Genomic DNA, 22,847 nt, shown 5'->3' with positions numbered 1-22,847 from the left:
ATTCAGGCGGCGCTTCCCTCGATGGAAAAGGTCCGGATGACCAGCTCCGGAACCGAGGCCACCATGAGCGCCATCCGCCTGGCGCGTGGAGTTACCGGCAGATCCAAACTGGTGAAGTTCGAGGGCTGCTATCACGGGCACAGCGATTCTCTGCTGGTGAAAGCCGGGTCGGGCGTGGCGACACTGGGCTTGCCGGACAGTCCCGGAGTGCTGCCGGAGCTGGCGGCCCAGACGATCACCGTGCCGTTCAATGACGTCCGCGCCGTCACGGAAGCTTTTGAGGCGCATGGACGCGAGATTGCTGCTGTGATCGTCGAGCCGATCGCCGGCAACATGGGCTGTGTGCCTCCGCAGCCGGGATTTCTACACACGCTGCGCGGGCTCACCGAACGGTGGGGCGCGCTGCTGATCTTCGATGAAGTGATCACCGGTTTTCGCGTCGGCTATCATGGGGCTCAGGGTCTCTATCAGGTGAGGCCCGATCTGACGTGCCTCGGAAAGATTATTGGCGGAGGCCTGCCCGTCGGTGCATTCGGTGGTCGGGAGGAAATCATGAACCAGTTAGCTCCCGTCGGTCCCATCTATCAGGCCGGAACGCTGTCGGGAAATCCGCTGGCGATGACGGCGGGACTGACCACCTTGCGGATTCTCAAGCGCGACAAGGACGCGCTTTATCCGAAACTCGAACGGATGACGGCCTCGCTGGCGAGAGGAATCGCCGAAGCCGCTCGCGACCATGGCGTTGAGGTTCGCATCAACCACATCGGTTCGATGATCACGGTCTTTTTCACCCCGGGAGAGGTTACCGATTGGACTTCGGCATCGCAGTCCGATCGCGCGCGATTCAGCCGGTTTTTCCGGGCGCTTCTTGATCGGGGCGTTTACTTCCCTCCGTCGCAATTTGAAACGGCTTTCGTCAGTGCAGCTCACGATGACGAGCTGATCGCCCGGACCATCGAAGCTGCACGCGAAGCATTTCCTGCGCTGGTGTGATCGGCTCGGTTGGGCTCTGGTCGTGCGAGCTTTCGTGGAAGCAGGGGAGAAAGCTGGCGCTACCTTATTCAGAGGAATCGTCCACGTGCTCATGCACGTCACGAACGATGAAAAACGGGGAGCGCACGTGCAAGCGGGCTTCTTCGTCGAAGGCAAAACAAGCAGGCGGGAAGCCCGGCGCCCCCGGGTATTTTCGGAGGAGATGGGCAATGAGTCAACGAATGCTTTTTCGCTGGATTGCCTTCTTTCTCGCGATCCCTTGCGTCCGGGGAGTGCTTCCGTTGGCCCTGGCGCAAGAGGCGAAGACATCCGTTTCGTCAACCCGGCAATCCGAGTCCGCCCAGGCGAAGGAGAAAATTTCCTTCGGGCAGGTGAAGCCGCTCATGGTCAAGCGGGTTGGGGTAGACGAAAAGAATCTCTGGTATCTCTCGCTGCACGATGCCATTCTCAAGGCGCTGGAGAACAACAACGAGATTCAGGTTCAGCGTCACACCGTTCGCATCAATGAGCTGGCGATCAAGGCGCTCAAAGGCACTTATGATCCGGTTCTGTTCGTCGGCAATCCCGCGCCGGCGACAGCGGCGGGGGGACCGATTTCTTCTCTGGTCGCATCGAGCGGTCCCGGATTGGGCTTCGAGTCGCGGTCGCTGCCTGTCGCCTCGCGGCTTCAGGCCGGACGCGATTCCAATGCGCAGATCAATCGAACGTTCAGTTATAACGTCGGCCTCGGTCAGACACTGCCGACGGGCGGAAACTGGCAACTCGCGCTCTCGAATCAACGGGTGACGACGAATTCCGTTTTCGCCACGCTCAATCCTCAATACGCCACGACGTTGGCCATTGAGGTGACGCAACCGCTTTTGAGAAATTTCCGCCTGCATCCGACCGAGCAACAAATCCGAATCGCCAAGAAAGCCCTCGATCTCTCCGACAGTCAGTTTCGTCAGCGGGTCATCGAAATCATCACTCAGGTGCAAAAGGCTTATTTCGATCTCGTCTTCGCCATTCGCAATGTGGAGATCATGCAGGAGGCGGTCGAGCTGGCCCGGGTGCAGCATCAGAACAATCTCCAGCAGGTCGAGGCCGGAACGCTCGCTCCGCTGGAACTGCATCAATCAACGGCTGAGATCGAGCGACGCCAGCAAGATCTCATTCTGGCGATTGCGCAGGTGACCACTGCCGAGAATGCGCTCAAGGGCCTCATCCTTTCAAATCTCAACGATGATCTCTGGCGGGCCAATATCGTGCCGACGGAAAACATCGAATTCCTGCCGCCCGCCATTGACGAGGAGAGCGCGTTGCGTCTGGCGCTTCAGAATCGCCCTGAACTGGAGCAGATTCGGCTACAAAAAGAGCAGAACGAGGTGAACATCAAGTACTTTGCCAACCAGACGCGGCCTCAGGTGAATCTGGTGGCCCGTTATGCCTCGTTTGGAATTGCCGGTCTTGAAGTTCCTCCTGATCCTCGCTTTCCGTTTGGGGGAGGGGCGGTGCCGGCGGAGTTTCTCGGAGGTCCGGCGACGGCCCTGGGGAATGCCTTTCGCCAGCGCTATCGCAATGTGGCCGTCGGCGTGAGCTTCAGTTTTCCCTTGCGCAACCAGACGGCAGAGGCCAATCTCGGTCAGGCCAGGGCCCGTGCGCGCATTCTCGATTTCCAGGAGCAACAATTGGTTCAGCAAATCGCCATTGAGGTGCGCAACGCCGTGCAAAATGTCCTCGCGGCCCGCCAGAGCATCGAGGCGGCGCGGGCTGCTCGCCTGGCGCGAGAGAAGCAACTGGAGGGCGAGCAACTGCGATTTGAAGCGGGCATCACGACCAATTATCTCGTCCTGCAATACCAGAACCAGCTCTCCCTGGCGCGGGGAGCGGAGTTGCAAGCCCTCGTCAACTACAACAAAGCCATTGCCGAACTTCAGCGGGTGATGGCGACGACGCTCACGACGCACAACATCCAGATCTCGTCTCTTCCCGCCGAGGCCAAACCCTCCCGCTAGACGGAGCGTCAGCGGACATCGGGGGTGTCCTCGCGCATTGTCACATTGAAATGCGGGGGTCCGAATCCCTCCGGGGGATCGCCCAACACTGTACTAGCCGGCGCCCGCGCCGGTGACGGGCTGGATTTTTCTGTCCGCTCGAGCGCCGGGTTCGCTTCAGTCCCGGCCAGCCTCTTGCTGGCCTGCGCCCGCAGGCCGTTTACCGGGCCTCCATCCCCGGGAGAAAAATTCTGGCCAACAGAAAGATGCTTCTGTTACGTCTCAGCCCCTGGAATCAAGATGTGAGAGCGAGGGAGACAATGAGACAACACATTTCGAGAGGACTTCTCATCGTGATCGTCTGGCTGGGACTGCATCCGCCATTTCTGGCGCAAACGCCGCGATGGCGATTCGATGTTGAGCGGTTCATTCATTCCCGCTACCATCCCGGCCGCGTGATCGTCAAGCATCGGGGCGACCTGCTGCCTCACGCCATGGCGATTCCCGAAGGGAGCGATGTGATTCAGCGATTGACCCTGCTTCAATACGACGACAGCGTCGAGTATGCCGAACCCGATCTCCTCTATACGGTGGAGAGAACAGTGCCGAGCGATCCCTATTTCACCAACCTGTGGGGATTGGAGACGATCAATGCACCCGATGCCTGGAGTTTCACCGGAGGCAGCGATGCCGTCGTCGTGGCCGTGATTGACACGGGCATTGACTACACCCATCCCGATCTTCGGAAGAATATCTGGGTGAACGAGCAGGAGATTCCCGACAACGGCAAAGACGATGACGGCAACGGCTACGTGGACGATGTCTACGGATGGAATCCGCTGAACCCGTCGGCTCCGCCTCTGGACGACAACAAGCACGGAACCCATGTGGCCGGCATTATCGGAGCCGTGGGAAATAACGAGATGGGCGTCGTGGGGGTCAACTGGCAGGTGAAGCTCATGGCACTGAAGTTCCTCGATAAGGATGGATCGGGATACCTCTCGGATGCGATTCGGGCCATTGAATACATCCTCCTGATGAGGCAGCGGGGTGTGAACATTCGCGTGGTCAATGCCAGTTGGGGAGCGGATACTCCTTCCCGCGCCCTTGATGATGCCATTCAGAGACTGCGGGCGCAGGAGATCCTGTTTGTCGCCGCTGCGGGCAACAACGGCACGAGCGCCAAGACCTATCCCGGCGCGTCGGATCTGGCGCTTTCGGTCGCTGCCATCGAGCAGGGAGGGAACCTGGCCTCCTTCTCCAACTTCGGCAGTTGGGTGGATGTGGCGGCGCCGGGGCGCAGCATCCTGAGCACGGTGCCCGGAGGCGGATATGCCAGTTTCAGCGGCACTTCCATGGCGACGCCGCATGTTGCCGGGCTGGCAGCTCTGGCCCTCTCGGTCAAACCTTCTCTTTCCACCGATCAGCTCGAACAGGCCATTCGGGACAACGTCACCGTCACACCCGGCTTGAAGGACATGGTCAGCACGGGCGGCATCGTTGATGCGGCAGCGACGGTTCGCCAGATCATGGCCACGGCGGGTCCGCCTTGCGAGCGAAACTGCCCGCCGACGGTCACGCTCACGGCCAGCGCGTTGCAGGTGGACAACGGTACACCGGTCACGCTGACGGCCACGGCCAGTGATCCCGACAACGATCCCCTCAACTTCAGTTGGGCGACCACGGCTGGCACGCTCACATCGCAGATCGCTTCGGCCACTCTGGATACAACGGGAGTCAATCCCACGCCCGGAGCCGCTCCCGTCACCGTCGTCGTCACCGTAACGGTTGATGATGGCCAGGGGAATTCAGCTTCTGCCAGTCGCAGCATCACCGTTCGCCCGCCCAATCAACCGCCTCAGGTCACGGCGGAGGCTTCTCCCGCGACAATTCGAGACGGTGGGCTCGTCACGCTTACAGCGACCGGCAGCGACCCGGACGGGGATGACATCGCCTACACCTGGAGGACGACCGCGGGAAGTATCCTCGGCTCCGGTACGTCGGTCTACCTCGATACCACGAACGTGAACCCGACGCCGGACGCTCCTCCGGTGACCGTGACCGTCACGGTCACTGCCGACGATGGACGGGGAGCCACAACCTCCGCCACGCAGAAGATCACCGTCACGGCCCCGCCCAAAGTCTCCATCTCCGCTTTCCCCAGTCCGGTGAGGTTCGTCAACGGGAAAGCGAGCTTCTACCTGCTGGTGAGGAAGCACAAGTCGTATAAAGGAGGCGTGCAGCTTCAGGTGATCGCCGATCAGGGGGGAAACGATCTCACAACATCCATCATTGCCGGCGGATTCCTCTTTTACACCCACCGCGTCGTCCTGACCTTGAAATCTCCCAATTCAGGTCTGTCGCGCTACCGCGTGCTTGTCCGGGGAACGAGTGACGACGGAATGACCTACGATTCCAACGAAGTCGTCCTCACCCGGTAGCGCAGGACTTTGACCGACGCTGAACGGGTGGCTCTCTCACTTTTCCAGCAGCGTCTCATCAGGCAGTGCAGGACATTGTCCCCGGCGTTCGGTTAGAGACCGGACAGGTTTACGCCACTGTCCCTCTCTCGCCGACAGGCGCGATCACTGCGCGAGAAGCCGGACGAGAGGGAAGTTTTTCACCCGCAGCGCAACGGCCTGCCGATCTCGAGGGAGATCGAACGTGAGAACGAGCGGAACGTAGGTGGTCGGCTCTCCCGCGACGACGGCGGCCGTAAAGCGCGTCGCACCGCGAACGAGTCCTCGAACGCCGCGCGTTTCCACGGGGACACCCAGGGGAGCGACGGCGTTGCCACGATCATCGAGAAGGACGACATCCTGCGCGTCCAGTCGAAGTTCGAGCGACGGGCTTTCGCGCCCTGTGCTCTTGAACAGGAGAGAGACCTCGATGAACCGCCTGTCCGCGGTCAGTCCCGGATAGGTGGCCTCGGAATTGACCGACACGACTTCAAATTCCCAGGCTCCGGCAGGAACCTTCTCCCCGATCCGAAATTCTTTTCGCGTTTCGGGCGTTTCTCCCTTCAGATAGCGATTGAACCACTCGAGCGCCCGCTCCATCTCGTCAATCCGATGGTTGGGCTCGCGGAAGCCGTGCCCTTCGCGGGGATAGCGCACGAACTCCACCGTTTTGCCGAGCGTCTTCAGCGCGGTGTACATCTCCTTGGAATTGGAGATGAAGGTGTTGGGGTCGGCCTCGCCGTGAAGGATGAGCACGGGCGTTTTGATGTTTTTCACGTAGGCGAACGGAGAGCGGCGGATATAGACATCGAGCATGTCCCAGTAGTAGCCGCCCAGATAGTTGGGCTCCCAACTGGGGAGGTAAGAATTGCTGAAGTCGGTGATGAGGTTGAAAATGCCGTACATGGAGATGGCCGCTTTGAAGCGGTCGGTTTGAGTGATGGCCCAGTTGGTCATATATCCGCCATAGCTCCCGCCGAAAATTCCAAGGCGGTCTCCGTCGGCTAGGCCACGGGCGATGAGGAAGTCAACGCCCGTCATGATGTCCTCGAAATCCCGGCCGCCGAGATCGCCGCGATTGGCGATGTCGAACGTTGCATCATAGCCGCTACTGCCGCGAAAATTGGGCGAGAAGACGGCATATCCGTTGGCCGCCCACACCTGGAAGTTGTAATACTGGCGGAAGGTATGCAGCGTGCGCCCGTGCGGTCCGCCGTGCACGGCCACGAGTAACGGATACCGCGTGCCCGGCCGGTATCCCACCGGCAGAGTGAGCACGCCTTCGATCTCTCGCCCATCACGACTCTTCCAGCGGATCACCTCCTGTCGAGCGATCTCGAATTCTTTCACCTGCGGATTCATGTCAGTGAGGCGGACGAATCCGTTTTCTCCCTGCCCGAGGAGCCAGAGATCGGGCAGCGACTGCGCATCCTCGGCCAGAAGAACGAGACGATTCCCATCCTTCGACAGATCGAAGGCCGAAACCACGATCTCCGTTCGAGTGATTGGTTCCGGCGCGCCTCCCGCGCGGGGCAGCCGCACAAGCGGTGAGTATACGCCCCAGGCGGCTACAGCGCAGAGCGCTCGACTGTCGGGAAACCAGCGGAAGGATTCCACGCTCCGGTCGAACTCCTTCGTTACGAGCTGCGGCTCGCCGCCGTCGGGCGAGACCACAAAGAGATCGGTTTGAGAATACGAGATGTCCGGAATCTGCGGAGCGAGAAACGCGATAGCCGTGCCGTCCGGCGACCACCGGGGAGACCGCTCCCCTCCGGTTCGTCGCGTGATCTGGCGAGCTGTCCCATCGTCCAGTGAGAGGACCCAGAGGTCGAACTTGTCGCCATCGTCCTCTTTCCCGGTGTAGTTGGTCATGTAGACGACGCGCTTGCCATCGGGAGAAACGTCAAACGCGCCGATGCCATAGTCGCCGAGGAAGACGCGCCTGGCTTTCTTCGTGGCAATATCAATGGTCCAGAACTCCCGACGATACTTCTCCCTGTCCTCGACGATGGGATCGAACTTCTGCTGTCGGTCTCGTTGTTTGCGCTCTTTTTCGGGTTTGGGCAGGGCTTCGCGGGTGAGATAAAGAATCGTTTGTCCGTCGGGCAACCACTCGAAGGAGATCACCCCTTCCTCGGCCTCGGTCAGTTGGAAGGCTTCTCCTCCAGCCGTCGGAATGAGCCAGATTTGATTCTTCGGTCCTTCCTCCTTCTTCTCGGCCGGTGCCGTGACGGGCGGACGGTTGGAGAGAAACGCGAGCCAGTTCCCGTCGGGCGACCATCGTGGCATGGACTCGTTCTCTTTGCTTCGGGTGAAGGGGTGAGGTTTTCGCGCCTCGACATCCACGACCCAGATGTCGGTTCGATAGAGGCTCTCTTTGAAATCAGCCTCCGACAGGGTGAAGGCCACCCGGCGACTGTCGGGAGAGAGAACCGGCGTACTGATCGTCTTGAACGAAAGCATATCCCGCATGGTCAGCCGCTTCGTGGCCGATGATTGAGAAAACAGACTGCCGGGGAGGGCGAGAGCTACCAGCAGAAAGATCGTTCGTTTTCCCATCGGGCACGCTCCTTGTGACAGAAAGTCATCTCGGTTTTGAAAGGATGTCCGAAAACCCCCTCACGGGGCAAGATGTAAAAGCCCGAGGCAGCACCGCAATAACAACGGCCCCGGCCTTAAGAGTAGTGCGGACCTTGGAAGTTATCATGGAAGCATCCTGCAGGGACAGAGCAGAGCGATGATTCAGAAAATCCGGACTTACACCTGCCCGGCGATGCAGTAGCAGGATTGTCGAAAACGGCCATAATCGGGGCGAAAGCCAGCCGTATCGTGGCAAGAGCGGCCTTTCTTGTCTTCAATCCCAAACTCCGCCCCACAGGAGCCTCAAAAGAACAAATCCTCCAATCTCTGAGAAAAGGGAAATCCTTTGAGCCAATTCAACGTGTCTTTAGCGTCTCGATTCGCGGAATTACCACCACGACTTCATTGCCCTCCTCCCGAATCTCCAGTTCCCGACCGGTGGCCTCTTTTACCAGCAACATCGCGCGTCGAAAACCATTTCCAGTATCTGTGACAAATCCCGCCCGGACAAAGAAAGAGTACAGGAGAGGGTTCCTGAGCACATGGGCCAGCCCGTCCCGGATCATTTCCACGGTGACGGTATTCGGAAGCAGGCCAGGGCTTCGCACCTCCACCCGATCGTCCAGAATGAAGATGCGGATGGGAGCATGAATGGTATAGTCGCGGTGAACCAGGGCATTGACTACCACTTCTCGAAGGGCCTTCTCCGGCAGTTCCGGATGGGCTTCGGGCTCAAAGCTCTGAATCCGGTGGACCGTGCGGAGGTGGAGGTTCAGAAAACGGGCGGTATCCTCCAGCATCTGGAAAAGGGTTCCTTCGATGCGCTTTCTATCGGATGGCTCGCCGGAAAGCTCCTGGCCCGGGATGCGCGCCGCTGTGATATAGGCGTAGGGAAGGTAGTTTTGGGGTTCCCGGCCAAAGAGAAGAAGAGCGGCCACCGTTGGATGCTTTCGGCCTTCTCGTTCCCTGACCAGATGCCAGTTGACCAGCAGGGCATCCGGTTCAGCTCCGATTCCCCCCAGAGCTCGGGCACAAAATTGCTCAAACGCAGCGATGTCTATATCTTCCAGCCCGGCCCGGAGGATCAGGGTCTCCTCGTAGAAAAGGCTCTCCACGGCTTGAAAGAGACGCAGGAGTTCCTGCCGGGAGGCTCTGCGTCGTCCCGTTGTCGTCCGGATGAAGTAATCCCCTCTGCCGGTGCGATACGGACGCAGGTCCCCTTTGGGGATGTGAACGACGACCACCGTACCCTCTGGTGTCGAAACTGTTTCCAGCAACACGGTTAGAGGGGGCTCGCAGTTTTGATAGGCAATTTGATCCATGCGCTGCATCAGGCGGTCAGGATCTTTCACCCCCACGATTTGTCCCTCATCGGAGACGCCGAAGATGAGTTGCCCGCCGTCGGTATTGGCAAAAGCGACCATCGCAGCCGCTATGTCATCCGTATGGGCATCCGTTGCTTTGAACTCAGTATGCAGGTCTTCGCCTCGACGAATCCGCTCCATCAACTCCAGCAAGGTCATGGCAAAACCTCCAGACCGTACTTTTCGGCCCGGCGACGGAACGCCTCCTCTCCACCTTCCATCACACGGCGCACTTCTTCCTGTATACGGCGATGGTCCATCCCGCCCTGGACTGCGATATGGGCGCGGTCGCTTTCCGCCTCCAGCGCCACGATGAGTTCCGCATGCGCCAGCACCGGGATGTTAGCGTTGTGGGTGGCAACAATGAGCTGAAATTCGCCTTTATGAGCGCGCAGCAATTTCACAATGTCCTCATAGACAAAACGATTGTCCAGGTCATCTTCGGGTTGATCAATCAGCAGCGGACGCCGCGTCCGGGTCAGCAGGATAAGAAGCATGGCGGTCGCGCGCTGACCGGGCGAGAGATCTTCTAACTTGATCCAGCGCCCGTTGATCTTAAGGGATACGCGGACCTCATCTTCGGGTGCCAGCAGTTCCAGTTCATACCATCGTCCCTCTTTCTCGTTGAGGAAATCCAGGAGTCGCTGGGCCTGTGCATCGCTCAGGGCTGTCTTCCGGGTCAGCTCTTCTTTTCCCTTGCGCGCTACCTCTACCAGTGCCAGACCGTCTGCAAGATTCTCATCGTTGGCGACAGCCTCCAGATCCCGTCTCGGTATCTTGGAGCCGCTGAAAAACTCGACGAGGCGGTCGGCATACTCTTTTCGCTGACCCCGATGGATGACCTCTACCCTCACCCGCGTCCCGATGTGCTGGGTGATAGCATCCCCCTGATCCGTGCGCAACTTAAACGCCTCGCGGCGGGCTTCGCGCAATTGTTGCAGAAGTTGACGACGCTCCGTTTCCAGGCTCTGTGTCTCCATTTCTACCTGCTGGAGCACCTGAAGTTCCTGAGCCAGTCTGGCCTGCTCGCGCGTGAGGTGGATCAGCCGATCCGGGTCCAGCGCCCGGGCACCGAGTTCCTGGCGGATGCGTCGTAGTTCTTCACCCAGTGCCTGTCTTCCCTCATCCCAGCGCTGACGGATGGTGGCGATCCCTGATTCTGCCTTCTGCAATTCCTGATCGCCGCGATGGAACAGTTCTGCGAAGCCAGCCTGTAAATCCTGGACGATACGGGTGGCATCTTCCTGAAGCAGGCGCTTTTGTTGGCTTTCTGCCTGGGCTAGACCTTCCAGCGTATGCTGCAGACGATCCTTCCAGCGGCTCTGCATCTCCCGCCATTCCTCCACCAGTTTCCGGCAGATTCCCTCCAGCCGCCCCAGCCGCTCCTCATCCCGGGCCAGCGCCGTCTCCTCCTGAAGTTTGTCGGCAATGCCATGTCTCTCAAAGAGACGGATTTCGTGCTCAATTTCCCTCAGACGTTGCTCGACTTCAGCCCGACGCGCCCGCTGCACCTGAACTTCCAGCAGCCGGCGTGCATTGTGGCGCAGTTTCTCCTGCAACTGGCGGATCTTCTGAGTCTGCCGATGAGCGGTTCCTCCGATCAGTTCGTCCAGTAACTGCCGCCGTAAGGAGGCCGATTGCGTTATTTCATAAATCTCCCGCTGCCCAAAGAACAGCGGCACGTCCTGCTCCCCAATGATGTCGCGCGCGGTGAGGGGGACGGGGTGTTCGCCCTCTCCATCCAGCTCATACACCCGCGTCTCTTCGCCCAACACTCGTTCCAAACGGAATCTTCTCTCAACGCCCGGACCCACTACCTGCCTCATCACCAGCGTGACCTTGCCGCCGCTGCCCAAAGCATAGCGTGGCAGCCCTTCCCGATACTCCGTGGGCGCATACAGGCGCAAATCCAGCCCATAGCGGATGACCTCCAACAGCGCTGACTTGCCCACACCACGCCCACCAATGAGAACGTTCAGTTCGGAACTGAGCGCCAGGCACAGGCTCCCCAGAAAACCTGTGCCGTCAATTTCCACCGCCTCTATACGTGTATGCGCTGGCTCCGGCTTTTCGCCAACGTGCGCCAGAATCTGGTGATCGCGCAACGCCAGCCGGATCGCGCCCAGGTCGTCCAGAACACTGAGTTTCAGGTATGTGGCGCGGGGAGAGTCATCGGAAAGTCGCTTGGTTCCAATTTCGTCAATACTGTGGTTGTCGCTGTTGAGCACGGTGGCTATCCGGTCAATCCGGTTCGTGTCAATCCTGCCCGTACTCCGCAGCCGATCGCGATCCCCGTCAGTCAATTCCTCAATGGCTTCGGGACAAATGGCCGCCAGAATCTCCGCCGCCCTGTCGGGTTGGAAACTCTTCAACAATCCCTTGGAGTCGTTCGGATGGGGGAAAATGAAAAGACAATCCGTCTCACGGCGCAGCCGCGCGAGACTTTCTGTCAGGTTCGTCCTTGGTCTCAAATCCCGATGTGTGCCATCGGAATTCACCAGAGGCTCATCCACATCGTCCAACATTTTATCTATGGTGCGGTTGATCGTCTCAGCGTCCATATCGAAAGGGAAAATCGCCAGCACGTGAAGGCCGTATTTGCCGGCCACATCGCCGCCGAAAGAAAGCTCCACGCCGGGATATATATAAATCCCTTTTGCCAGCGCTTTCTCCCGAATGAGTTGAAACCATTCGGTGCGAATCTGCTGGTAATCGGTGATGGCGGCAATTTTAATCCCCTGCGCTTTGAGTTGCGCGACGTATGCCTGAACAACCTGTTCTTTGTGGCGGGCACTCAATCCCGCAGGAAATTTGAAGGAATTCACGCCGGGCGAGTGCAGGTGCAAATCCACCCGTATCCATTGAGCCCCGCGGTATTCCTTTTTCAGCCATTCGGGTAGAACATTCCCAGTTTCAGACGGCATACCGGATACCTCACTTGTACTCCTGCGCAGGTTACCATGAACTTTATTAACCCCGCAACCTGCGAGGTTGGGCCATATAAGCCAACATAAGATGCCTGAGAGCAGGCACAGCTCACGGTGCTCTTCTCGGCTGTGAGGGAAGCACGGGCGCAGCACCTCAGCAGTTGGCAGTGCGGACCCTGCAGGTGATGCATCATGGAAGCATCCTAATAGGGACAGGAGGAGTGCGATGATTCAGGGAATTCGGACTTACACCTGCCCGGCGATGCAGTAGCAGGATTGTCGAAAACGGCCATAATTGGGGCGAAAGCCAGCAATATCGCGCAAGGACTGGGGCGCCTTTCTGGTCCTGAACCCCAAAGTCCGCTACACAGAAGCCCAAAACGAGCAAATTCTCCATGCCAATCAGCAAGGGACAAGCTTTCAATCCATCCAGCGTGTCTTTGGCGTCTCCACGTCCGTCTTCCCGGCGGATTGTCACCAGCGGGTGGACAAAAAATCGGGCCGACTGGCTCATCTGGAGCATTGGAATAACACGGTTCCGCAAAAGCGGGCCCACAATGTGCGCAAGACCCCGTCTTTTCCAGGGCGGATCTATTCCACGAGATGGTGACCCGGCGGTTCGTCACACCTACAGCCTCTAACGAGCTGTACCACTTGATGTCACTACCGCCTTAAGGTCTCCCGGTGCGCAGCGCCGGGCTCTCGCAGGCTGCCCCTGAGAGCTGTGGCTCCATCTTTTCAGACACGCTCTGACGTGGTCGGTGACGAACAGCGGCGCTCAGGTACCTTTTGAGGCGTTCGACGGAACAGCTCGCGCAGGCGGTGACCGAGCGATCTACGCACATCCGCCCGCTCGACTGCTCGCCGAATGTCATCGAGGGTCAGACGGGCTTCATCGTACTCGACGAGAATCTCCTTTCTCTTCAGATCCACGACCACCGAAGTAACTCCATCGAGTCTTTCCAAGACCCGCCGGACATTGGCGGCTCAGAGCGAGCACAGAAGTCGCGGCTCCGATACGCTTACTTTGATCACCCTGTCCTCCTGCGGAGTCCGGTCTGACCGATCGTCGGTTCCGACCGATCGGTGCTCACGGTTTCTTAAACACAGCGTCATCAACCGAGTGATTGAGCGCCAGCTCGCTCACGCGGAACTCGCTGAAGGTCTTCCCCGCGTGTCGAGTGACGGTACGGAAGGGATACACCACACCGGAGACCTCCCGATAATCGAAGTAAAGGTCCTCGGCTTCGATGCTCGCGCCGGAGAACGGATCCCTTCCCTGATAGGCGAGTCGGACGAGCCGGTGTGATGCTGAATCGAAGAAGAGTGTGAACGTGTCCTCGGCATCGGCGTAGTGAACGACATCAACCGATTTTCCCTCCCACTCGGTGGTGCCCTTATAGGAGAGCGTCACCCCTTCACCTTCGCAGGTTCGATAGAAAACGAAGGTCAGGCGCTTGAGGGTGGAACGCACCTCTTTGAAGGCGGCGGGAGGCAGCTCCTGAACTCCCATCGGCCCGCTGATCCATCCGGTCTTTCCATCGAACCCTTGAATCAACGTGAGTCCGGGCAGGTTCACTTCCACGCGCAATCGGTCGGGGAGGACGAGAAGAATCCGCCGCTGGCTTCGCACCGGACCGAGAGGGCTGGTGATGATGGTTTCACCAGTGATGGCCAGGGTGCGAATCTGATCGAGACGCTCGCGTCCGCCGGCTGCTTTCAGAGCATCGGCCAGAATGGCGCGTGCGCGAGCCGCCGCCCCCGCCGGAGGTGACGGCTCTTTTTGCCCGTGCGCCGGCGTCCCGGTCAGAAGCAGACCGACGCTCAGAAGGATCGCTCTCCACGGCTTCATGACGATTCCTTCTCAACCGTAGCACAAAAGCGGGCGTGGAGCGACTGCTTTCCGACGCCTTCGGTCAGGAGCCGGGCGCGCCGGCGATCATTTCTCGCCGAGGGGCGGGAGAGCGCTCACTCTCGAACCCCACACTCTTTCGCCGCCGAGCTTAGAGGCGAGCGACGAGATCGGCCATCAGGCGGACCGTCTGCAGATTGTCGGTGGCAATAATCAAGGTCGTGACGCCGGCATCCCGCCAGGCCGCCAGTCGGTCGGCGATTCGTTCGGGCGGGCCGCAGAGAGCGACTTCGTCCACCAGCGCATCCGGCACCGCGAGCGCCGCTTCTTTTTTCTTGCCCGCCAGGTAGAGGTCCTGAATCGTTCGTGCCGCCTCCTCGTAACCGTAGCGACAGACCAGATCGTTGTAGAAATTACGGCGACGTGCTCCCATCCCTCCGATATAGAGCGCCAGATGAGGCTTAAGCTGTGCGCGGCAGGCCTCCACATCCTCACCGACGACAACCGACACGGTGGGCGCGATGTCGAACTGCTCGGCGGGCGTGGGAGCGGTTCGGCGAGCAAATCCCTCTTCGAGCGAGGGACGGAAGACATCCATTCGATAGGGCGAGAAAAAAATTGGTAACCAGCCATCGGCGATCTCGGCTGCCAGAGCGACGTTTTTCGGACCGAGCGCAGCCAGATAGATCGGGAGGACCGGGCGCAGTGGGTGGATGATCAACTTGAGCGGTTTGCCGAGTCCCGTCCCGCCGCGCACCGGGATGTCGTAATACTCGCCGTGAAATTCCAGTGGCCGTTCGCGTCGAAGAATGAGGCGAATGATCTCCACGTATTCGCGGGTGCGTTGCAGCGGTTTGCCGTAGGGCACGCCGTGCCATCCTTCGACGACCTGAGGGCCGGAGACCCCCAGACCCAGAAGAACGCGCCCGCCAGTGAGCAGATCGAGTGTGGCTGCCGTCATCGCCGTCATCGCCGGCGTGCGCGCCGGGATTTGCATCACTGCTGTTCCCACGGCGATGCGCTCGGTCAGAGCCGCCAGCCAGGTGAGCGGCGTCACCGCATCCGATCCCCAGGCTTCGGCCGTCCACACCGAATGGTAACCGAGTCGTTCGGCTTCTTGTACCAGCGCCACATTATCCGCCGGACCCGCTCCCCAGTAGCCGCAGTTCAATCCCAATCGCATAGCCTTCACCCCCTCCAAAAGGAGTCACCGATTGCACGGATTCCCGCTGATTCGTCCTCCCCCCTTCCAGCCTGCGACACACTACCCACCGACAGGAAACAACGGTATTCCTCGTTCATGGCAATTCTCAACTCGCAACAGATATCCATACCGAAAGGTTGTTCACGGCGTGACTGAAGTGGCCGGGGCTCGTGCGGTAAGGCGAGCGTGCGTCCTGCCAATGGCGATCCCAACGTCTCACCCTGGCAGAGCGTCCGCTCATCGAAGCGACGGAAGCAGGTCCTCTTTCACACGCGCATCCGCGCCGCACGAGTACGCTCTTTCCCTCGATCAGGCAGCCGGGTTGAGCGCCGCCCAGAGGACTTTGATCCCCACCCACACACACCAGAGAACGCCGGCGATGACGCCCGCTTTCATCCGCGACATCTTTCGGGAGATGGCCTCGATCCCCAGCGCCATGAGAATCAGGAACCAGATGGTGAAAATATCCACGGAGGTCGCCGTGGCGTAGACGACCGGGTTGGTCGTTTTCGACGACAGCCCGAGCATAGCGCCGAGGTTCGTCATCAGGACTCCCTGAGGACTCGTGATGTCAATCGAGGCCGGATCGCGCAGAAACAGGACGATGGCTGTGGCCACATTACTGACGAGCGTCGTCGCCATGAGCGACCACGAGGTGATGGAAAACGTCTTTCGGAATGTGGTGTCCGCTTGAACCATGAGGAGAACGAGGAAGAACACGCCGGCGACAAGCAATGCGGCAATCGGCACCGTGGCGATGGAAAAGAGAGGGCTGAACTTGAAGAGAGTTCGGCTCAGGGACATGGCTTGTTCGATCTGGCGTTCGGCGGCTGGACCTGTAGGGGCTCCCTGCTGTTCCAGTCGCCGTTCGATCTGCTCCCGCATGATCTGTTCCATCCGCTGTTCCAGATCGGGGATGCGCGCGCGAATGAGAAAGGCCGACCCCATCGAGGCCACAATCGCCACCAGCAGAGCGAAAGCCCAGGTGGGTTTCCGGTTAATGTCGGCGAAGGTCTCACCGGGAGAGAAAATCACACCGATGAGTCGTTGAAAAGGCCCGGCGGGAGGGCGCTCCTCCGCCGGGGGGAGGTCATGGATCGTTTCAGGTCCTGTTGGTTCGGTCATGGACGTTTCCTCCTGTGAAAAGTCAGACAGATCCGACTGATCCCTTATTTGATCAGAAAGCAGGCGACCTGATGGCCGGCGGCGACTTCCCGGAGCGGGGGTTCGTGCTCGCGGCATTCGGGCATGACGTAAGGGCAGCGCGTGTGAAACCGGCAGCCGGCGGGAGGAGCCGCCGCCGACGGCAATTCGCCCCGGAGCACGATTCGCTCGGGCCGTCGGTCGGGATCGGGCTCCGGAACCGCCGACAGCAACGCCTGCGTGTAAGGATGCAGCGGATGACGATAAATCTCCTCCACCGGAGCGACCTCGACGAGCTTGCCCAGGTACATCACCCCCACCCGCGTCGAGAGATGGCGAATGACGGCCAGCCCATGCGAGATGAAGAGATAGGTCAGTCCGTACCGCTGTTGCAGCTCCTGTAACAGGTTGATGATCTGCGCTTGCACCGAGACATCGAGCGCCGAAACCGGTTCGTCGGCCACGATGAACCGGGGATGCAGAGCGAGCGCGCGGGCAATACCGATGCGCTGACGTTGTCCGCCGGAGAATTCGTGAGGATACTGATCCATCGCCTCGACACTCAATCCGACATCGTGCAACAACTGACGCACGCGCTCCCGCCGTTCGCTTTTGCTGCCCAGGCGGTGAATGATCAGGGGTTCCTCAAGGATCTGGCCCACCGTCATGCGCGGATTGAGCGAGGAGTAGGGGTCCTGAAAGATGATCTGCATGTTCCGGCGCATGGCTCGCAATTCGTTCCGACCGAGCGCGAGGAGATCAACGCCGGCGAACTCGATCCGTCCTGCGGTCGGTTCGATCAGCCGGAGCACGCACCGTCCTGTTGTCGTTTTGCCGCAGCCGGATTCGCCCACCAATCCGAAGGTTTCGCCCTGCCGGATCGAGAAGCTCACACCATCAACGGCGCGCACGAATCCCCGCTCCCGGCGAAAGAATCCCCGGCCAAGAGGGAAGTACTTTTTCAAATTTTCGACCACCACGAGAGCGTGATTCTGACTCATACCGAGAGTCTGCCGGGGCGAGAGGGCTCCACGGGGATTGCGGGTGGGAGCTCATCGTCGCTGATGGGCGATCCTCGTTGCACGCAACGAACCCGGTGATTGTTTGCGACCTCCGTCAGGCCGATGGAGCCGCGTCGGCACTCGGCGATGACCTCCGGGCAGCGATCGGCAAAGGGACAGCCGGGAGGCAGCGAGAGCAAATCCGGCACCGTTCCTTCGATGGCGTCGAGGCGCCGGGGGCGGTGTCCGTCGTCGCCCAGCCGAGGCAAGCAGCGCAGCAACCCGCGCGTGTAGGGGTGTTGAGGATTTTTGAACAGTTCCCGCACCGGCGCCGTCTCCACGATCTGGCCGGCATACATGACGGCGACGTGATCGGCCGTGTGAGCGACGACGCCGAGATCGTGCGTGATGAGCAGGACCGAGAGCCGGAACTCCTCGCGCAACCGGGCCAGCAGATCGAGGATTTCCGCTTGAATGGTGACATCCAGGGCGGTCGTGGGCTCGTCGGCGATGAGCACGTCGGGACGGCATACGAGCGCCATGGCGATCATGGCCCGTTGCCGCAGTCCTCCCGACAGTTCGTGAGGATAGCTCCGGGCGCGTCGTTCCGCATCGGGAATGGCCACGGCCCGCATCATCTCAACCGCTCGATTCCAGGCCTCGCGCTTGGAGACGTTCTCGTGCGCGAGAACGGCCTCGGCGATCTGATACCCGACGGTGAGGACGGGATTGAGCGACGTCATCGGATCTTGAAAGATCATGGCGATGCGCCGACCGCGAATCCGCCGCATCTGATCCGGCGCCAGGCCGAGCAGGTCCACTCCATCGAGAAGAATCTTCCCGCCGACGATGCGTCCCGGCGGAGGCACCAGGCGCAGAATCGAGAGCGCCGTCACCGATTTCCCGCAGCCCGACTCTCCCACCACCCCCAGGGTTTGTCCCCGCGCCAGATGAAAGCTCACGCCGTTGACGGCCTTCACCGTACCGCGGCGGGTGAAGAAGTAGGTTCTCAGATCGCGGACCTCCAGCAGCGTGGCCATCATTCGTTCACTCATGCCGCGCCCAATTCTAGCGAATCTTCACTGCTGCTCAAAGGTCTCACGCTCGGTCGGAGAGGCGTCTGATCCACTTTTTCTCTGGCGGCCGATGTCCGATGCCTCCCGTTGCGTCGAGTCTGCTGCGGAGCACTCCGCGGGCGGAAAATTTTTTCTTGAACAATTCGAGGAAATGGTGTAAAAGCACTGTCACAATAACGACAGGACACGGCGTGTGCATCAGCCGGCAGCAATCGCCGGGAAGGAGGTGATGGATGGCAAAGCCGAGGAAACCCTTGTTGAAGGGACGGCCGATTGACCCGAAACCGATCACCGGTTCGACCACGGTGGTGGAACTGATCGAGGAAAATTTTCTCGCCTACAATGCCGGTCGGCTGCGCGAAGCCTGCCTGCTTTTCACCGAGAAGATGCTGGAGGAGAATGTCACCATCGGGATGAGCCTCACGGGAGCGCTGACGCCGGCGGGGCTGGGGATTTCCGCCCTCATTCCGTTGATCGAACATGGCTTCGTGGATTGGATCGTCTCCACCGGCGCCAATCTCTATCACGACACGCACTATGGCATCGGCTTCACCATGCACCAGGGGACGCCCTATGCCGATGATGTCGAACTCCATCGGCAGGGTGTTGTGCGCATCTACGATGTCTTCTTCGACTATGAGGTCCTGCTCTCCACCGACAGGTTCTTCTATCAGATCATCTCCCTGCCGGAGTTTCAACGGGAGATGGGCACGGCCGAGTTTCATTATCTCGTCGGCAAGTACATTCACGAGCGCGAGAACGTTTTGAAGCGGGGGACGAGATCCCTGTTGTCGGCGGCCTATCAATACGGTGTGCCGATTTACACGTCCTCGCCGGGCGATAGCTCCATCGGGATGAACGTCGCGGCCAAGGCGCTGATCGGGAATGGTCTCAAGTTCGATGTCTCACGAGATGTCAACGAAACGGCTGCCATTGTTCTGGGAGCCAAGCGGCTCGTCCCCGACGGCAAGAGCGCCGTCTTCATCCTCGGCGGAGGATCGCCCAAGAATTTTCTGCTGCAAACCGAGCCGCAATTGCAGGAGGTTCTCGGCATTCAGGAGAAAGGGCACGACTACTTCCTTCAGATCACTGATGCCCGACCCGATACCGGAGGACTGTCAGGCGCAACTCCGAGCGAAGCCGTGAGCTGGCGCAAGATTGATCCCGAGGGATTGCCCAACGCGGTGACCTGTTATCTCGATGTCACGGTGGCGCTGCCGCTCATTACGGCATATGCTCTCGCCAAGCATCCGCCGCGACGCCATAAGCGCCTCTACGACCAGCGGGAGGCTTTGCTCGAGCAGCTCAAGCGCGAGTACGAGATCGCCCGTCCCGCCGGAATTTACGAATGATTTCTCGGGGGGCACAACGCCGCCTCTCCGAGCGCACACGATGCGCGGCTGAGAGGCCGACCTCAGCTCATCGTTCAGGGCTTCAGGACATCGGCGGGCTGGCGCTCACCACATCGAGGTATTTCAATCCCGTGCCGGTATTGAAGAGGACGACGCGCTCGCGGCGGTCAATTTCTCCCTCCTCAAGCAGGCGGCGGAGAGCCGGGAGACAGGCGGCTCCTTCAGGGCAGGCGAAGATGCCTTCGACGGCCGCCAGTTCACGGACGGCGGCCAGAATTTCTCCATCCTCCACGGCAACGGCTCCGCCTCCGCTCCGGCGAAGAATATCGAGCATGAGGAAATCACCGATGGCGCGAGGAACGCGCAACCCGGAAGCCACCGTCCGGGCGTGCGGGACTTCCCCGGCTTCGGTTTTTCCTTCCTGGAAAGCGCGCACAATGGGAGCGCATCCCGCCGCCTGAACCGAGTAGAAGCGCGGACGATGCGAAGAGATGAGTCCCATCGCCTCCATCTCGTCAAATGCCTTCCACATGCCGATGAGACCGGTGCCGCCGCCGGTAGGATAGAGGATCACATCGGGCAACTCCCACCCCATCTGTTCGGCCAGCTCATAACCCATCGTTTTCTTCCCCTCGACGCGATACGGTTCGCGCAAGGTGGAGACGTCGAAGTAGCCTTTCTCCTCCTTCTCTCGCTGGAGGCGTCGGGCGCAATCCGTAATGAGGCCGTCCACGAGCACGACGTCGGCCCCGTGAACTGCCGTTTCGATCCGATTGGCCGACGGCGCATCGCACGGCATGAAGACGGTCGCGCGCATTCCGGCGCGCGCCGCGTAAGCCGCCAGGGCTCCGGCGGCGTTTCCCGCGCTCGGCACGGCCAGATGCCGGAGGCCCAATTGCTTGGCCATCGAGACGGCCACCGCCATTCCTCGGGCTTTGAAACTGCCCGTGGGATTGAACGATTCGTCCTTGACGAACAGATGAGGCATGCTCAATCGCTCTCCCAGCCGATGACACGGCACAAGCGGCGTGAACCCTTCGCCGAGCGACACGATGAACTCTTCGCGCTCGACGGGCAGAACCTCACGATACCGCCAGAGGGTCGCCGGCCGTCGAGCAAGTGCCGCGCGGGTCAACGTCTTCGCGGCACGATCTAAATCGTAGATGACCAGCAACGGTTTGCCGCACTCGCACAGGGTGTAGACGTTGCCCGGCGGATAGGTTCTGGAGCATCGGGAGCATCTCAGATGTGTGACGTTCATAGGCCCTCAGAGTAGCAAATCACAGGCGTTCGGGAAAGGTCGCACACCGGCGGTCGGTCCGTTTCGTCTCATCGCTCGTTCCCTCGCCTTGTGGACGCGCGACCATCTGTGGTACTTAAGTTCGTCACACGAGACGGGAAATGATCACTCGTACGAGGAGACGCTCATGGGAACCGCGTACATCATTGACGCTGTTCGGACGCCGCGCGGTCGCGGCAAGCCGGGGAAAGGAGCACTCAGCGGAATTCATCCCCAGGAACTGCTGGCTCAGGTGATCACTCACCTGGCCGAGCGAACCGGCATCGAGAAAAAAGATGTGGACGATGTCATCATCGGCTGTGTGTCGCAGGCTGGCGAACAAGGAGCCAATATCGCTCGGAACGCTGTGCTGGCGGCCGGCTGGCCGCTGGAGGTGACTGCCGTGACGCTGAATCGCTTCTGCGGATCGGGATTGCAAGCGGTCAACTTCGCCGCGATGGGGATTATGTCGGGAGCGCAGGACCTTGTCGTCGCCGGCGGCGTCGAGAGCATGTCGCGCAATCCGATCGGATCGGACGGCGGGGGTCTGGACGGCCATAATCTCCGGCTGCGGCAACGCTATTTCCAGGTGCCTCAAGGCATCAGCGCCGATCTCATCGCCACGCTCGAAGGATTCACCCGCGAGGATGTTGATCGGTACGCCCTCCAGTCGCAACAGCGAGCGGCGGTCGCCTTGCGCGACGGCCGATTCGCAAAGAGCCTCGTTCCCGTGAGAGACCCTGAGACCGGAACCCTCGTGCTCGAGGTGGACGAGCATCCGCGTCCGGATACGACGATGGAGGCTCTGGCGAGTTTGGCGCCTTCATTCGAGGAGCTGGGACGGACGCCCGTCGGCCCCAACGGAGAGACCTTCGATCAAATAGCGATGGCACGGTATCCGCAGGTGAAGCAGATTCATCATGTCCACACGGCGGGAAATTCGAGCGGCATTGTGGACGGAGCGGCCGCCGTGCTGCTGGCGTCGGAAGAGTATGTGAAATCACATGGCCTGCGGCCGCGCGCGCGCATTCGAGCGATGGCCACCTATGGAGATGAACCGGTCATTATGCTCACTGCTCCCACGCCGGCGTCGCAAAGAGCCCTGGCCAAAGCTCGTATGACGACCCGCGATATTGATCTGTGGGAGATCAACGAAGCGTTCGCCGCCGTACCGCTTCAGGTCATGCGTCGGCTCGATCTGGATCCGTCCCGGGTCAACGTCAACGGTGGTGCCATTGCCCTCGGCCATCCGCTGGGAGCAACGGGAGCGATACTGCTCGGCACGGCTCTCGATGAGCTGGAGCGGCAGGGTTTGGCGACGGCCCTCATCACCCTCTGCATCGGAGGAGGACAGGGGATCGCTACCATCATCGAGCGCGTCTGAGACGGGGCGCTGCCATCGGCTCGCTCGAACCTCCCTCCGATGCGAAAAACGATCGAGATCCCCACTTTTGACAGCTCCTCTGTGGGCCGCTACAATGCCCCTTTCGCGTCCTCTCGTCCTTTGGGGCAGGGAAAAGGTAGTGCAGAAGCATCTGTCAGGGAGTGATGATGGTTGGAGAGATCGTCGAGACGGTCAAGAACTTCCTCCTCGAACTCGGACCCCTGGGCATGGTCGTCATCGCCATGCTCGATTCCTCATTG

The 22,847-nt window shown here is 60.2% G+C and carries 14 protein-coding genes and 1 pseudogene; 5 read left to right on the top strand and 10 right to left on the bottom strand.

The features are described 5' to 3' along the window. From VNM72_06795 to VNM72_06785, 3 genes are all read left to right on the top strand, one after another. A partial coding sequence (locus tag VNM72_06795; GenBank protein ID HXF05107.1) for a glutamate-1-semialdehyde 2,1-aminomutase occupies positions 1 to 993 on the top strand: 993 nt, incomplete at its 5' end. Between the two features lie 209 nt (positions 994 to 1,202). Continuing rightward, positions 1,203 to 2,987, top strand: a complete 1,785-nt coding sequence (locus tag VNM72_06790) for a TolC family protein (GenBank protein ID HXF05106.1) — start codon at positions 1,203 to 1,205, stop codon at positions 2,985 to 2,987. A gap of 299 nt (positions 2,988 to 3,286) precedes the next feature. Next, the gene (locus VNM72_06785) at positions 3,287 to 5,407 is read left to right on the top strand and encodes a S8 family serine peptidase (protein HXF05105.1); all 2,121 of its coding nucleotides are present in this window, start codon (positions 3,287 to 3,289) and stop codon (positions 5,405 to 5,407) included. 144 nt (positions 5,408 to 5,551) lie between these two features. Here VNM72_06785 and VNM72_06780 read toward each other — a convergent pair whose 3' ends face one another. From VNM72_06780 to VNM72_06740, 9 genes and pseudogenes are all read right to left on the bottom strand, one after another. Then, positions 5,552 to 7,984: a S9 family peptidase gene (locus tag VNM72_06780; GenBank protein ID HXF05104.1), complete on the bottom strand. Its 2,433-nt coding sequence runs from the start codon at positions 7,982 to 7,984 to the stop codon at positions 5,552 to 5,554. A gap of 377 nt (positions 7,985 to 8,361) precedes the next feature. Continuing rightward, positions 8,362 to 9,528, bottom strand: coding sequence for an RNA-binding domain-containing protein (locus VNM72_06775; GenBank protein HXF05103.1), 1,167 nt, complete (start codon positions 9,526 to 9,528; stop codon positions 8,362 to 8,364). Then, positions 9,525 to 12,293, bottom strand: a complete 2,769-nt coding sequence (locus VNM72_06770) for a chromosome segregation protein SMC (protein HXF05102.1) — start codon at positions 12,291 to 12,293, stop codon at positions 9,525 to 9,527. Before VNM72_06770 ends, VNM72_06775 begins: the two co-directional genes overlap by 4 nt. A 741-nt stretch (positions 12,294 to 13,034) precedes the next feature. After that, positions 13,035 to 13,271 (bottom strand): annotated as a pseudogene (locus tag VNM72_06765) (heavy-metal-associated domain-containing protein). Positions 13,272 to 13,386: 115 nt separating this feature from the next. Next, positions 13,387 to 14,148, bottom strand: coding sequence for a hypothetical protein (locus tag VNM72_06760; protein ID HXF05101.1), 762 nt, complete (start codon positions 14,146 to 14,148; stop codon positions 13,387 to 13,389). 151 nt (positions 14,149 to 14,299) lie between these two features. Further along, positions 14,300 to 15,331 (bottom strand): LLM class F420-dependent oxidoreductase, encoded by a 1,032-nt coding sequence (locus VNM72_06755; protein HXF05100.1) that lies wholly within the window; start codon positions 15,329 to 15,331, stop codon positions 14,300 to 14,302. A gap of 330 nt (positions 15,332 to 15,661) precedes the next feature. Then, a complete protein-coding gene (locus VNM72_06750) occupies positions 15,662 to 16,477 on the bottom strand; it encodes a Yip1 family protein (GenBank protein HXF05099.1) in 816 nt (271 codons plus the stop codon). 44 nt (positions 16,478 to 16,521) lie between these two features. After that, complete coding sequence (locus VNM72_06745) at positions 16,522 to 17,496, bottom strand: dipeptide ABC transporter ATP-binding protein (GenBank protein HXF05098.1); 975 nt, start codon at positions 17,494 to 17,496, stop codon at positions 16,522 to 16,524. Beyond that, positions 17,493 to 18,551: an ABC transporter ATP-binding protein gene (locus VNM72_06740; protein ID HXF05097.1), complete on the bottom strand. Its 1,059-nt coding sequence runs from the start codon at positions 18,549 to 18,551 to the stop codon at positions 17,493 to 17,495. The genes VNM72_06745 and VNM72_06740 overlap by 4 nt, the downstream gene beginning before the upstream one ends. A 254-nt stretch (positions 18,552 to 18,805) precedes the next feature. Here VNM72_06740 and speY point away from each other — a divergent pair, with 254 nt between their 5' ends. Continuing rightward, positions 18,806 to 19,924 carry a deoxyhypusine synthase gene (gene speY / locus VNM72_06735; protein ID HXF05096.1) on the top strand — a complete coding sequence of 373 codons (1,119 nt, stop codon included), beginning with the start codon at positions 18,806 to 18,808 and terminating at the stop codon, positions 19,922 to 19,924. A gap of 82 nt (positions 19,925 to 20,006) precedes the next feature. Here the strand turns inward: speY and VNM72_06730 are convergent, their stop codons facing one another. After that, positions 20,007 to 21,185 (bottom strand): threonine synthase, encoded by a 1,179-nt coding sequence (locus tag VNM72_06730; GenBank protein HXF05095.1) that lies wholly within the window; start codon positions 21,183 to 21,185, stop codon positions 20,007 to 20,009. 166 nt (positions 21,186 to 21,351) lie between these two features. On the opposite strand from VNM72_06730, the gene VNM72_06725 reads away from it, so the two are divergent. Next, the gene (locus tag VNM72_06725) at positions 21,352 to 22,587 is read left to right on the top strand and encodes an acetyl-CoA C-acetyltransferase (protein HXF05094.1); all 1,236 of its coding nucleotides are present in this window, start codon (positions 21,352 to 21,354) and stop codon (positions 22,585 to 22,587) included. The last annotated feature ends 260 nt before the right edge of the window (positions 22,588 to 22,847 follow it).

This window comes from Blastocatellia bacterium, from assembly GCA_035573895.1.
Classification (GTDB): domain Bacteria; phylum Acidobacteriota; class Blastocatellia; order HR10; family HR10; genus DATLZR01.
Note: the sequence above shows the minus strand (reverse complement) of the source record. Positions and strands in the feature narration are given on the sequence as shown.

What these genes read in the sequence shown, in the direction of transcription:
- VNM72_06790 (HXF05106.1), top strand. Translation starts at nt 1,203, where the DNA reads ATGAGTCAACGAATGCTTTTTCGCTGGATTGCCTTCTTTCTCGCGATC.
- VNM72_06785 (HXF05105.1), top strand. Translation starts at nt 3,287, where the DNA reads ATGAGACAACACATTTCGAGAGGACTTCTCATCGTGATCGTCTGGCTG.
- VNM72_06780 (HXF05104.1), bottom strand. Translation starts at nt 7,984, where the DNA reads ATGGGAAAACGAACGATCTTTCTGCTGGTAGCTCTCGCCCTCCCCGGC.
- VNM72_06775 (HXF05103.1), bottom strand. Translation starts at nt 9,528, where the DNA reads ATGACCTTGCTGGAGTTGATGGAGCGGATTCGTCGAGGCGAAGACCTG.
- VNM72_06770 (HXF05102.1), bottom strand. Translation starts at nt 12,293, where the DNA reads ATGCCGTCTGAAACTGGGAATGTTCTACCCGAATGGCTGAAAAAGGAA.
- VNM72_06760 (HXF05101.1), bottom strand. Translation starts at nt 14,148, where the DNA reads ATGAAGCCGTGGAGAGCGATCCTTCTGAGCGTCGGTCTGCTTCTGACC.
- VNM72_06755 (HXF05100.1), bottom strand. Translation starts at nt 15,331, where the DNA reads ATGCGATTGGGATTGAACTGCGGCTACTGGGGAGCGGGTCCGGCGGAT.
- VNM72_06750 (HXF05099.1), bottom strand. Translation starts at nt 16,477, where the DNA reads ATGACCGAACCAACAGGACCTGAAACGATCCATGACCTCCCCCCGGCG.
- VNM72_06745 (HXF05098.1), bottom strand. Translation starts at nt 17,496, where the DNA reads ATGAGTCAGAATCACGCTCTCGTGGTGGTCGAAAATTTGAAAAAGTAC.
- VNM72_06740 (HXF05097.1), bottom strand. Translation starts at nt 18,551, where the DNA reads ATGAGTGAACGAATGATGGCCACGCTGCTGGAGGTCCGCGATCTGAGA.
- speY (HXF05096.1), top strand. Translation starts at nt 18,806, where the DNA reads ATGGCAAAGCCGAGGAAACCCTTGTTGAAGGGACGGCCGATTGACCCG.
- VNM72_06730 (HXF05095.1), bottom strand. Translation starts at nt 21,185, where the DNA reads ATGAACGTCACACATCTGAGATGCTCCCGATGCTCCAGAACCTATCCG.
- VNM72_06725 (HXF05094.1), top strand. Translation starts at nt 21,352, where the DNA reads ATGGGAACCGCGTACATCATTGACGCTGTTCGGACGCCGCGCGGTCGC.